The sequence below is a fragment of the Thorsellia kenyensis genome (assembly GCF_042432445.1).
Lineage (GTDB): Bacteria > Pseudomonadota > Gammaproteobacteria > Enterobacterales > Thorselliaceae > Thorsellia > Thorsellia kenyensis.
Map to the genome: position 1 here is coordinate 100,370 of NZ_JBHLXE010000100.1, position 14,932 is coordinate 115,301.

Annotated in this window: 5 protein-coding genes; all 5 read right to left on the reverse strand. The window is 35.9% G+C overall.

The annotated features are described in order from the left end of the window. Positions 1-10: 10 nt before the first annotated feature. The gene (locus tag ACFFIT_RS09860; RefSeq protein WP_385877488.1) at positions 11-886 is read right to left on the reverse strand and encodes a methyltransferase domain-containing protein; all 876 of its coding nucleotides are present in this window, start codon (positions 884-886) and stop codon (positions 11-13) included. After that, a complete protein-coding gene (glnS, locus tag ACFFIT_RS09865; RefSeq protein WP_385877489.1) occupies positions 876-2,540 on the reverse strand; it encodes a glutamine--tRNA ligase in 1,665 nt (554 codons plus the stop codon). The genes ACFFIT_RS09860 and glnS overlap by 11 nt, the downstream gene beginning before the upstream one ends. A 666-nt stretch (positions 2,541-3,206) precedes the next feature. Then, positions 3,207-3,794 (reverse strand): thymidine kinase, encoded by a 588-nt coding sequence (locus tag ACFFIT_RS09870; RefSeq protein WP_385877490.1) that lies wholly within the window; start codon positions 3,792-3,794, stop codon positions 3,207-3,209. A gap of 454 nt (positions 3,795-4,248) precedes the next feature. After that, positions 4,249-7,881 carry a hypothetical protein gene (locus tag ACFFIT_RS09875; protein ID WP_385877491.1) on the reverse strand — a complete coding sequence of 1,211 codons (3,633 nt, stop codon included), beginning with the start codon at positions 7,879-7,881 and terminating at the stop codon, positions 4,249-4,251. A gap of 182 nt (positions 7,882-8,063) precedes the next feature. Then, on the reverse strand, positions 8,064-14,726 hold the full coding sequence (locus ACFFIT_RS09880; RefSeq protein ID WP_385877493.1) for a hypothetical protein: 6,663 nt from the start codon (positions 14,724-14,726) through the stop codon (positions 8,064-8,066). Positions 14,727-14,932 lie beyond the last annotated feature (206 nt).

The window sequence follows — 14,932 nt, forward strand, 5'->3', positions numbered from 1 at the left end:
TTTTTTAGGCTTATTTTTTAGAATACGACTTGTTTTTTTTAGATTCTGCCATTAGGTGAATATAACGACCTAATTGTACATAAGGTATTTCACGACAATAACGTCTTTCAAGTGCTAATAATGCTTCAAATTCCGTTTCCCGTTGCTTAGGAAAGTGAAGATAATCATGAAAAACACGTACGCCCGTTTTATGAAAAATATCAAAACCTGATTCATCAAGCATCTTTTCAACCTGACTTAGAGACAATGGATATAAAGGTACTAATGAGTGTTCTACACGCTTGACTTCACCTTTAAGTAATGCTTTGAAATTACCCATAATGGCATTTCTAAAAAATGCGGCATCCGCATTATAAAACATTAAAGACATAGAACCATCGTCAGACAATATGTCATATAAACTTTCAATAAAAGGCGCAGGTTTAGCAATCCACTCTAATACAGCATGACACACCAGTAAATCGGCTTTTTCAGATAAATGATGTCCAATAGATTGCGCTTCTAAATGCAAAAAATCAATTTTATCACCTACCCCTGCTTCTTGTGCTTTTTGTTCAGCAATCTTTATCATCTCATGAGATATATCACAAAAAGTCACTTTATGGCCCATTAAAGCCCAATTTATCGCATTTCTTCCATCGCCGCCACCGGCTTCCACTACATGAAGATAGCCTTTTTTTTCAATAATATTTTGCGCTCTGTCTGAGTCATACCACAAAGAGAGATCTTCGTTAACAATTGACTGACGGATAGCTCCTTTGGTTGTCCCATAAATATTTTTACAAAATCTATGGGCCAAATCATCAAAATTACGATCGTAGTCTGTAGATGCACTTAAAATACTTGGTGCACTGAAGTCGCTTAGCTCTTTATCGTTACTCTGCATCGGCCATTTTAACCCAAGTATCTCTCAAACCGACTGTTTTATTAAACACAGGTAACTCATTTTCTTTTATATCTTTGTCTAGACAAAAATATCCTTCTCGTTCAAATTGAACAGCTTCCTGGACTTTTGCATTTAGCAAAGATTTTTCGATAAGTCCATATTTAATTTCTAACGAATTAGGATTTAATGACGCGACAAAATCATCCGCTGCTGCTGGATTTGGTACCATAAATAATCGGTCATAAAGATTAAATTGAGCTTCAATTGCATAGGAATTAACCCAATGAATTACTCCTTTAACTTTTCTACCATCTACTGGATCTCTACCTAAGGTATCAGCATCATAAGAACAATAAATTGTCTCTATTTCACCCGCATCATTCTTTTGTACACGATTAGCTTTTATGACAAAAGCATTACGCAATCTGACCTCTTTACCAAGCACAAGGCGTTTGAAATTTTTGTTTGCTTCTTCTTTAAAATCTGCCTTATCAATATATATAATCGAGGTAAACATACCATCTCGTTGGCCTAATTCTGGACGGTTAGGATGATTTGTTAACTTAATCGGTATCTCTTTGTCTAAATTTTCAATAACTACTTTAACTGGGCTGAGTACTGCCATCGCACGAGGTGCATTCACATTAAGATCTTCTCTGATGCAAGCCTCTAACGCACTCATCTCAACAGTATTTTCCTGTTTTGTAATACCAATTCTATTGCAAAATTCTCTAATTGATGCGGCTGTATAACCCCGTCTTCTTAATCCAGAAATGGTTGGCATACGAGGATCATCCCACCCAGCAACATGTCCTTCAACCACTAATTGATTTAATCGACGCTTTGACATTACAGTGTACTCTAAATTTAAACGAGAAAATTCATATTGTCTTGGGCGACTTTCAATGCTTATATTATCAAGTACCCAATCATACAATCTACGGTTATCTTGAAATTCTAATGTACATAATGAGTGGGTAATACCTTCAAGTGCATCACTGATACAATGCGTGAAATCATACATAGGGTAAATACACCAAGTATTCCCAGTTTGGTGATGTTCGGCAAATTTAATACGGTAAATGACAGGATCTCTCATCACGATAAAATTAGATGCCATATCAATTTTTGCTCTGAGGCAAGCTTTACCTTCAGCGATTTTGCCCTGTTTCATCTCAGCAAATAGAGACAAATTTTCTTGAATACTTCTCTCACGATAAGGACTATTTTTACCAGGTTGCGTCAAAGTACCACGATATTCACGAATTTCTTCAACAGAAAGCTCGTCGACATAAGCTAACCCTTTTTCGATTAATTCCACAGCGTAATCATGCAACTTTTGAAAATAATTTGATGAGTAAAGTACGTCGCCATCCCACTTAAATCCAAGCCAATTAACATCTTTCTTAATAGACTCGACATATTCAATGTCTTCTTTCACCGGATTCGTATCATCAAACCTTAAATTACATTTACCTTGATAATCTTGAGCTATCCCAAAATTTAAACAAATGGATTTAGCATGCCCTATGTGCAAATAGCCATTCGGCTCTGGAGGAAATCTTGTCTGTACATGGTCATGTTTTTTAGTTTTTAAGTCTTCATCTATGATTTGACGGATAAAATTAGTCTGACGAATTTCGTTTTCACTCATGTTGATTTACCTTGCAAGCAATGTTTACAGCCTAAATATTGGCTTAGTATGTTTAAACTGATTCTTCTTTTCTAAAAGAATGTTAAATTCTTATTACTGATTAATTTTAGTTCAAACTGTTTAATATGGATGATTTACAAAAATCACCTACAAAACAAAAATCTATTATTTCTCGTAGTCAAAATCGATTAGCCATTTTCTGTTGACAGTATAAAATCGCTTAACATAATTTAATAATAAGATACTATAATAACACGTTAAGGAGCTAATTTAAATCCGCCGAACGCGCATTTATAAAAAAGGTATTTCCAATCGTGATAAGATTTATACACTACATGCCTATTTGCATATATGCAATATGACTCATAACTATTACGATTTAAAGATAATTTAGCCGAGTTTATCAACTTTTTACTTTTAATTGAATTTGAATGATTGGCTTTAGTTTTAGAATAGGTAAGCAAGAAAAGAATTAAATGTGGGATATAGCTAATTCAGCGTAGAATTTATCCATTGATTGTCTAATGAAATTTCATTCGTGATTGTAAGGAAATAACACGTCTAAATACTCAATTTTTCCAGTAAAGAAATGAGAAAGAGCGCAGCGAACTTTCCCATTTTCATTAATTTAGGACCTTTTGAATGCTTAGGTAGAATTTCAAAAACTTAAAATATGGAGCCCTTTTCTAAACTGTGCGTATGACAAGAACGACACATCGAACGATAACGTTCATTACCCCCAATTTGTATTTGTTCATGCCCTAAATCAATACTACCATCTTCAAAATACCTAACAACATGGGTAGCTTTTTTGCCACACCGACAGATGGTTTTCACTTCCTTTAAACTGTCCGCATTCGCCATGAATACAGAGGATGCAGGAAAAGCTTGTCCTTTGTAATCATTTCTTAGGCCATATAATATGAACGCTTGTTCGGCAAAAACAGAATAGTTTAATAGATCAATAGCCTGAGGAACGCTTAAAAAATGGACTTCATCAACTATAACAATATCAGGTTTTTCCGATAAACCACTTAATAGATCTGATATTTTATCCTCTGGACTGACTAAGTAACATTCTTGATGTAATCCAACTCGCGATGCAATAACCGCCTGATTACCAATCCGCGTATCAATACTTGGTTTAATAATAATAGAGGTTAATCCTTGCTCTCTATAGTTAAAAGCCGCTTGCAAAAGTAAAGTCGTTTTGCCCGCATTCATGGTTCCATAATAAAAAGTTACTTTACTCATATTTAGTTTCACTATAGTTGGTTGAAATATCAATACCCCTTCCCTTAAATATTTTGATCACAGCAAGAATGAGCAATGCTAAAAATACCAATGACCCCAATATAGTCGCACTGGATTAATTGAAATAAATGAGCTCTTAAATACGCTCGTTCTTTCTTCGAATCAATAACATAAAAGCTACAAACTCATTTAGGTGTCGAGAGTATAAAGAGGGAACATAAAAAGATCAATAGAGTAAAAAATGGATGTTTAATATCATTGCGTAATCTACTTATACTCACATCATAAGTAAGAGTGAGTTAAAAACTTAATTTCTTTATCGATATTAATTCTAGATTTCGGTAATAGATAAGTAATTTAACTCTATCTATTACCTCAGATAAGATTTCTCTAAAAAACCCTTACTTAAAAATAAGCATTTTATGTAAGGGTAACAGAAAAGTTTTTCTCTTAATTAATAAAGTTGTCCAGGTGTTTGGTTGTGGGGTCCACTAGTACAACGTTTTCCTTTTTTGACAAGTTCCCCTTTATGATTAATTAAATCAACATAAGCACATACATCATACTCATCTATTGAACCATAGACTGGGTAATGGTATGTATACCCTTGCCAACTACCTTCTACAGGGACATCTTGATAAACAAAACTAACCGTTTGATCAAGCGTAGCGCCAGTTGATCTATTAACCAATTTTAATTTAACAGGGGGCATCTGCGTTACAGAAAATAATGGCGCAGTTGAATCTACCCAATCGATATATACATATTGAATTTTGTAATTTGGAAATAAAGGATTTTTTCCTAAATTAAATTTCATCCAACCAGTACCATCTTCATAGCCATCAAAAACAGATTCAAATGTTTTAGTCTTCGTATTACCTTGAATGTTATTCGCATCTTGGGCAATTACCTCGACTTTTAACACTTTACCAGCATCTGCTGCTTGAGGAGTAAATGTTTTGGTTTGATTTCCATTTTTTATATTATTCAAATACCAATTTATTATACTCTTATCAGTCGATTGGCTACCTGGGATAAAATCAAAATTCACTGTTGTTGCTTTATCCATTTCAGGTCTCGCTGTACTAGTTCTCAACTCACTGATTGCGGGCGCTTTATAGGTCACACTATTTGATGAAAGTATCGTTTCTCCTATTCTTCCTGTTTGATCTTCAGGAATAATTCGAAGCGTTATCGCTTTACCAACATCTTTAGTCATTACGGTATAAGCATTAGCACCATTAACTTGTCCAGAGAGATCGGTTAATCTACCTGATTTTAGTATGTCACTTCCGTTAGCTAACCATTCATAGCGGCTATTGTTTTGGCTAATAGAATTGTTCACTATGGTATAACTCCCAGTGATAATTGCACTGGTTTCAAATGTTTCTTGAATTGTTAGCGCCCCTATTTCTGGACCACTCTCAGGAACTTCAATAGATGCATAAGCCGTGTCACCTTCAATTTCATTCGTATCAATTGCCCTTACAGCAAGAGAAATTGTCTTACCGACATCTTCATTTTTCACTTCATAAGGCCCAACTTGACCCGTTATGCTGATAGATTCTTCCTGGGTTCTTGTATTACCATCATCTGTTATCCAACTAAATTTAGATGCATCAGAGCCGGGGTTAATATAGTCCCCTTTAACAAATCGGTATGTTGCAGTAAGAATGCTTCTTTCTTTAATCGGCATTTCATTACTATTTATTTGTAGTTCCACAATACTAGGTGGCGCTTTTATCATTAATGATTCAGTCGTTAAATTCACATCATTATGATACATATACCGTCCATTATAAGGCCTTAACGTTAAACGATAAGTTTCTCCAATTTGAGCCTCGGTAAGTTCTGGCAGCAAAAATTCATTATGCCCTAATACCCGATTATCGCCAGCAGGTTTAGAGTTAATAGTCAAATTAGGACTAGTGGTTTGCGGATAAAATTCATAGACGGTTCGATTTTCTGCATCTAATGGATTAGAGGTTACTAAACTATTAAATCCATAGATAACTTTTATTGTTTCACCCGCCTTTAGTCTTCCTTCTAGATGGGCATAATTAATAAAACCGCCTTCTAGCATATTTGATTTTAAATTTGGCATACTATATTGGAAGCCATCACTTGGTAAATATGCTACTCTTTGACTCACTAGAACTCGATTTTTAGGCAATGGTTTTACACAATCTCTGGCTGGCGTTTTATTTACGTCCATAAGACAATTAAAATCTAAATGGGCTGCATTTTGAATTACACTAGCATCGAGCGTGTCCTTATCAATCCCTGAGTATTTCTCAATAAATTGTGGATAAGCAGAGATAAGAATGCCATCTGTGCTACTGTTGTTATTCATCCACTCGCTACCCGGTTTTTCATCGAGTAATGTTGTGGGTCTATTAGACGGTAATTGTCCCCAAATTCTAGAGACAGCAACAGGTACTTTAATCTCTCTTCCATGATCTGGACGTCCAGTTTTTGTCTTAGGGGTAAAAATAAAACCAGGTTGTGCTAGCCATCTTATTTGAGTTGGGTTGTAAGGTATTCGAGCAGCACTAATATATTGGTTGCCTATACCAGAAAATTTAATACCCTCAGGGTTATCCTTAGGTGTTAAGGGCTCTGGTTTTAACTCTGGAATAGGTCTGACATCTTCCCAACCATCAACATCTGACCAAATTTGTGAAGAAAGTTCTGAAATTTGATTAAATTTTTGCTCAAACTCATTCCAATCTCTGGTATTGCCTTGATAAATAGGATTCGTATAAAAGTCATTCACCATGGCTTTTAATGTATTTATTCTCGCATCAATCGGTTCAACCATGAACCATTCAATTTGATTAGCTTCTATATCACAACTGTCTTCTTCTGCATCTGCAATCCAAAAAAGCGGTCTAAAAAACTTGAACTTTTCACCTGCATTGTTCGAATTATTGGGAAATATAGGAAAACCCACTGAATTTTTCAGTGCATTTAACTGAGCAATTTCGCTCATATCATTATTACTGTACTGACAAAAAGCATCGGGTAGATATACATAACCGCCACCTCCACCGATTAAAGCCATTGGTAATGCACCCTCCATCTGTTGATTAGATGTTGCTTGCATGTAATCTAAATAGTAGGTTAATTGGCTATCTGTTTGTTGGTCTTGATAACTAGTTATTGCTGGTTCGTATTGCGCACCTATGGATCGAACGTAAGGTGGTCTTCCTAATTGAACGACACCACCAGCTGTACTTAATTCACCACTGTTGAGTTCATCAGAGGGGTTTCTTGCTGCTTTTTGTCCTAAATTATTTTCTGCAGTTGTATCAAAATCACCTGCAGAAAGAGGCGGATTCTGCTTAAAGAAATAAAATAGATCCCATGCATATAATTCTGGACCTAATTTAGGAACCCCATACGATGTTGTTGGAGTTATCGAAAAGGCTATTCTTTTACCTAATGCTTCTTCTGGAACTTTCATTGCATCCAGAGTATTTAAACTGATGAGCTTATCCTTCAATGGGGAGTAACTATGTGTTTTTTGGTAATCACGAGCCTCATTGCTGCCTACTTTTATGATATTTGCTTCTGGCACAGGGGTAATAGTTAAATCAGACCAAATAAGATCGTCTCGCCAAGGTACGATGTCATCTACAAGATACCATTTTATTTTTACACCATTATTAGGTCGGGGATCACAAATATCTTCATCTGTATCGACAAAATCAAAATGATTTAGATATGGGCTTAATGAATTTACTCCTGGATCATTTCTAAGAGTCGCTAATTCTTCTCTATTCAATGAACAGAATAGATCTGGGATATAGACAATACTTCCGATAGTCAGACTTTTGGTAACATTATCATCAAGAAAAGTATATGGGAACTTTTTATCCACATTGTCCGTTGAAATTTGTGTTAATAACTCAGCTCCGACAGACTGAAAGTAAGGATAGTAGCCTTGAATTTTATGATTAGGTACTTCCTTTTTAATGATTTCCCCAAAAGAAATGTTTTGCGTCAATAAAAATACCACACTGAGTATTAATTTAACCGAAATAAAAGAATAATCATTCTTTTTATTGACAAATTTTAACAACATAAAGACTCCATTTTTATCCATTTAAGCCAGCTAAAAAAACAAAACCAATAACTGCCATTACAGATTACAATTCACTAGAATAAGTAAAAATGCATTAGATTATGTAATAATACTCAATCCAATGCATATACTCTAATTGATCAACCCTGCGATTGATCTTTATCAATTTATCTCTTTTAAAGCTAAGGAACCTTTCTACACCAAGCTTTTTCAAAAGCAGTTTTATTGTTTGATGAGGTAACGCCCTGCAGATATACACATACTTCTTTTGCTCTGTAACTTTTTACATTGATTGACTTCCCTACTCCATACTCAGTGTTTGATCCACTTCTTACTATTGTGCCAGAAGCAATAGGAGTGGCAATACCGGTAATTCTCCACTCATAATTTACCGATTTTGCTATCGAGTCGAGCGGCCAACCTAAATTTGCAATAGCACTGCCTTGAGTAATATTTATGAATTGGCCCGTACCTTGTGAATCCATCAACCAGTAATCTGTGCCTAACTGCGGGAATACAACCGGTTTCGTAAAGGTAATAGTTTTAGCAATTCCCTCAATTTGATTACCATCTCTAGGAACTACGGTCACCGAAATTTGTTTACCGCTACTGTCTTCTAGGAAACTGAAAGCTTGTGTCATTGCTAATTCAGCTTTAAATACTCCAGCAACAGACCAGCTAGCTTTTGATGTATTTGTACTATTGCTTCCTTTAATAAAATCAGCACTCAACACATAACTACTATAGTCTGGAATTGAAAAACTTTGATCTTTTATAGATTTTAGGTTTACCTCTGGCGCAATATACACGACTGTATTAGACGAATACACTTGTGTGCCTGTCTTACCATCTGAAGATTTAGGAGTCATTCGTAAACTGATAATTTTCCCCGCATGTTCAGTTTTAATCACAAAAGCGTTTACTCCAGATAATTTACCATTAGGCGAATTTACTGCCCCAGATTTTACAACTGCTCCATTCGCTAACCACTCATAATATGAAACATCTTTAGCATCAGTATTTGCTTCATGACTGAAATCATATTGTGCAAGCACTTCAGCACTGGTTTCAAAATTAGCAAAAATAGATAAAGAACTGATCACTGGTTTTTCTGAAATTACACCAGTAACAGTACTGATTTGTACTTTATTACCACCAAGTGTACCTAGATTATCTTTAGCAATAACTTCCATGGTGACAATTTGTCCAGCATAATCTTCTACTACGTCAAATTCAGGTGCTATTTCAGACATTTTAATTGTAGAAGACTGCTTTAGAGCACTACCAACATACCAATTAACAGTAGAGGCATCTGAAGCACCCTCTATAAAGTTTTGGAATTTATAAGTCCCAGCAATTTTGCTTCCACTGCTTACCTTGTCAACAACAACACCATTAAGCGTAATTTTTGGTTCTGAAACGCGCGGGGGCTGTTGTACATTTTTTGTCTGAGCTGTAGCAAAATTACCTTCTTGTAAATTACCATTTCTTGCGATAACTTTAAGTGTGATCACTTGTCCAACATCCGCCTCTTTTACTGTATATGTTGGTACATTTCTTGAAGCACCAACATCACCTTGTTGTTGAACTTGATTATTTACAATCCACTCGTAGCGTGATTTATCCCCAGGAATGGTTCCAGCATTAAATACATTATAACTGCCTGATAATTCGTGCCCAGGGAAAATTGAATTTGCATCATTAAGATAGATGATGAAGGCCTCATCAATAAAAGGTGGGATATAAGCAGATATAACAGGACCTTTGCTATTAGATGCAGTCAACGTGTTACCATTTATCTTATTTCCATCGGTTGCTGTCGCTGACAAACTGACCGTTTTACCAATATCATCAGCACTTAATCTATACTCATCATCAATAGGAAGGGTTTCATCTAGAACACCATTGATTGACCAATTGGCCATAGAACGATTTAATTGATTATTGCCTGGTTCGAAAGCATACAAAGCACTCAATGCATTTCCTTCAACAGCTTCCCCCGCAATCGATAAAGAGCTTAATTCTGGTGCCACATAAATGAGATTATTAGAGACAACAGAAGTTCCTACAAGCCCATTAGCATTTTTAGGTAATATTTCAAGAGTAATTAACTTACCTACCTCTTCTTGTGTTACCGTAAATCTTTGAAGGCCTTCTATTTTTGCTGGTTCTGCTATAGGCTGAAACTCTCCTATAGATTTACCATCAACAAGCCACCTATATTCAGATCGATCTAAGCTCGAATCATTTTGCCCTATAGAAATATCATATGAACCAATAATATTTAATCCTTGCGCAGGTTCAAAAGCAATCTCAACCCGACTCACTGAAGGTCGTTTACTCACAGTTAATTTCATTTGCTCTTTATCGTTATTACCTAATACGCCTGCCCCATCCTTGGCCTGCATTGAGAGGGTAATAACTTGCCCTACATCCTCTTCTTTAATCTCATAAAGGAGAGGATCAATTCCTATAATACCATTTTTTATATCATTCTCTGTAGACCAACTAAAGGTTGAGGCATCTACAAGACTTTGTGAACCTGCTTGGAACTGATAAGTCGCAGTTAGAATATCATTAGGTAGCAAGAAACCTGCTTGTTGTTGCTCTAAAATGTCAATAGATAAAATATCAATATTGGGAGGCACAATAGTAAATTCAGGGACCATGTAAGTGGTCGATTTTGTTTCCCCAACAACCCCAGCAACATCTTTAGGTATAACTGTTAACGTAAGAACTTTACCCGATTCACTTTTGTCTATTGATAACTCAGGTAGCCTGATTCTTCCTTCACCACGAGTTGAATTATTTAGGTTCGGTGTACTCAATCCCGTCCAACTATAAATAGAATCATTAGCTGGATTACTCGATTTACCCTCTACAAAGGTATATTCACCTATTACTCTCACGTTCCAAGGATAATTAGCCTCGATCGTTGGTGTTATAATCAAGTTTTCAACTTGAGGCGGCTTGATTATATTGGGCGTAAACGCCTCGGCATTATTTCCTTTATTATTTAGATCATCATAAGCCACCATATACAATTTAATCACGTTACCGGCATCATCAGGAGAAATTGTATACGTGATATCACCCGCTTTTACACCTTTGATGGTTTGTGAGGGTGCCACCCATTCATAGGTAGATGCATCCACATTACTCTGAGAGCTTGGGGTAAAACGGTATTGAGCTTTTATGATATCATTCACATAAAAGGCACCATTTCGGTTACTATTGGTATTAACTATCTCTAAGAACTCTATTTTAGGTGGATTTTGTTGTGTAGCAGCGTTAATTGTTGCCGTTTTAATATCACCGGCAAACCCAACACCATCTTTAGGAGTCATAGTTAATGTAATTAATTTACCTGCATCATTTTCTGTTAATGCAACCATCACAGGTGAATTATTTATAACATTTCCATTTACTGGTGAAGACAGCCCACTCCACTGATAAGTAGAGTTATTCTCAGGTTTAATGCTATTGCTAGGAATATAATCATAATCTGCCGTTAAAATAACTTGATAAGGTGTTTTATTACTCACAACATTCGCATTAATCACTAGATTTTCAATCTGAGGTGGTGTAACAAATTGGAAGCTATCATAACCAGGTTCCCCGACTTGATCCGCACCGTCTATTGGAGTCACTTTCACAGAAACGGTTTTACCTACTTCATTAGGACCAAACGTTAAACTACTTCTATCCGATGGAATACTGTTGCCTGTCCACGTAAAGGTAGAGTTATCATTGGCGTTACTTGTGATCCCAGCAAAAAAATCATAGTCAACATATATGGAACCAAAATAGAATGGCGTCATGACTTCTGTAGCTATTTTTATTTCCACATTCTCTACAGATGGTGGAGTTGGATTAATTTGATACGTTGCTGAATCAACTGCACCTTCCCTATTGAGGCTATTAATTGGTAAAACTTCAAATGTGATCACTTTTCCTAAATGTTCAGCCGTCAAATTAAACGTTTTAGATTGAGTGCTTACCTCCATGCCATCAACTAAAAACCGATAAGTAGATCTGTCTTCAGTATTGCCAGGTATTCCTGTATTGATTTCATAACTAGCTGTTAGGGTAGCTGTATAGCTTGGGGCGTAAATTTCATTGGTAGAATTAATTTTTATATTATAAACGTAAGGAATAGCATCAGAAATAAGAATATTATCTTCATCTGCATTGCCCACAAGATTATTCGAATCTTTTGCCTCTACACGCAATGTCATCAATTTACCCACATCATCAGAGCTGACTGTATAATTATTGACACTACCTGAAACAGAAATAGTTTGAGTTTCCATATTCCCCCATTGGTATACAGAGGCATCGCTACCTGGATTTGGGGTAACCGCTGGTTCAAAATCATAAGAGCCCTTAAGTACACTGCCTAGTGTAACTAACCCACTATCACTCGAGATACTTACATTCTTTACCTGTGGTGGTGTAATCTTAGGAAGATCTTTGGTATTAGCAACTGCAATAAAATTACCTCTGTCTAAGCCATCAATGGCTATTACAGCAATTTCCATAACTAATCCTGCTTGTTCAGGTGTCAATGGAGGTAAATCAAATTCATTAAGGCCAATCTTTCTATTGCTCCCTGCATAAGGAGATCTTCGTTTATTAATTGCTTGTATTGCCTGTCCTTCAGGCTTAAATTCATAAAGTGAATTATTTACTAAGCTATTGCCATCAAAAATGTTATCTGTTGGTATAAAATTATAGCTTACTTTAAGAACCTCACCCTTGCCAATAAATCCACTTAATTTTAACTCTGTGATTAAAGGCTCTTTATTCCCAAGATTATTCAGAGGGGATACAGATGAATCTGACCCAAGACTTCTCATATTTTTTTGAGAGGCGTTATTTGGGCTAGGGATCTCATTTGTACAATCTTGAGTCGGGATTTTTTTCTCATCAAACAAACAAGTGAAATTAACAAACGAGACATCTTCAAATTGATTAATTTGAATACTGTCTGAACGTAAAGATAGACCCAAACCAATAACCTGAGGATAAGCACTTATCAACTGCCCTGATCCACTTGCATTCCCTTCGTTCATCCATTGACTTGACGGATTTGCGTCTTCTACTGAAAGAGGACGACTTGACGGGTTTTGCCCCCATAATGTTGAAGCAACATAAGGCACTTTAATTTGTCTTCCTGTATCGGGTTTCCCAGATTTTGTTTTAGGAGTGAAGATGAAGGCTGGTCTCGCTAATAGGAAAATCCGCTTGTAATCTTGAGGCATTCTAACCGCACTGAGAAAATTGCCCCCTACAGCATCAAAATTAAATTTGTTATAGTCATCAGGATTTTGTTGCTTGCTCCCCGGTAAGATTACTTCTGGTGTTAAATAGGGGACTACCTGAACATCATCCCAAGACTTAACTTCTTTCCAAATGTCATGACTTTCGGCTATTAAATCAGAACGGAAATTCGCAGGTAAATCTGGATTGCTTTCTGAACTGGCATCAGGAGATTCTACTAGATAATTTAAACGCCAGTACTCTTCAACCTTTGCTTTAAAATCTTTAAAGCGCTGACTTTTAGGCTCAACAATAAACCATTCGATTTGATTTGATTCAATGTCACAGCTGTCTTCATCCGCATCGGCAATCCAAAAATAGGGTCTTAAATATTTTAATTTACCTGCATTCGTATTTAATCCGGCTCTTGGAAAGCCTAGCTGAGATTCCTTTGCATCAATATCCTCAAATGTTTCAATTTCATCATTTCTAAATTGGCAAAAAGCATCAGGGATATATGCAACTGCGCCCCCTAAAGGCACCATAGAAACAATAAATTTACTCGGATCTGTCTTGTCCCTTAACTCGACTAATTCCCAAGTAGGATACTCTTTAAGTCGACCATCTTCTATTTTTTCATATAGACCAATGTCCACACCGTCCGTACCATAATGAGCTCCAATCGATCTCACATAAGGAGGCCTACCTAATTGAACTACCCCACCTGCAGTAGTCGGTTTATCTGTTTGCGAATCTAACGTGGGATTGTCTCCTAAAATAAAACCTGGATTAAAATTTGGTTCTAATGAAACAGGCCCTGCTGGAATAGGTTCTTGAGCAAAATATTTGTTTAAGTCCCATACTTTTACTTCTACTCCCTTGTCCGGGACACCATATTTTGATTTTGGTTTTAGAATAAAACCAATTCGTTTGCCTAAGGCTTCTGTAGGTATTATGATAGCGTCAAGGGTATTAAGCGCTATTGCTTTTTCTGCATAAGGGGCAAAACTGTGTTTTTTCAAATATTTTTTAGCCGTGTCTGAACCTGCTATTATTAAAGCATCGCCTTTGACTGGTACCGGATTTAAATTTTCCCACTTCAAATCTGTATAGGGTTCCACATTATCTAGCATGAACCATTGAACGGTAACACCGGTACCAATAGCAGGATCACAAGGATCGTCATCTTTATCGATAAAATTGAATGCATCAAAATGAGCGCCAAGCAATGGATATTCTTTTGCTTCATCTATTTGAGAGGGTAATATTGAGCAAAATATATCTGGAACATAGGCAATACTTCCTATTGTTGGACCTCGCGTTACGTTATCATCATTTAAAACCCATGGATATTGTACTAATACATTTTTATCATCATAAGCTTCTGTTAATAATTCTGCACCCACTGAAGCCATATAAGGTGCATGTCCGTTAATGTCTTTTTTCTCTATTTTTTTGCCAATGATTTCTGCATCGACAGCAAAAGATGCACTGAGGATTATTGATGAGGTTGCAGTAATTTTAAGTAAAAGTTTAAGTTGCTTTTTTGAGTTATAGCAAAATTTTTCAAACATTTTTTTCATTAATACACCCTAATTAGAAGTATGCAAGCCAATAAGATTTGTTTTAACAGCTTGCATAATGCACCAGATAAAATTTCTTTAGCTATAAAACAGAAGGTTATATTTTTTTAATATTTATTTGTTAATCTATGTTGATATAAATTTTGTATCTAATTCATTGCTATTTTAAATTTATCCGCAACATTATAGCGAAATAAATATGTAAT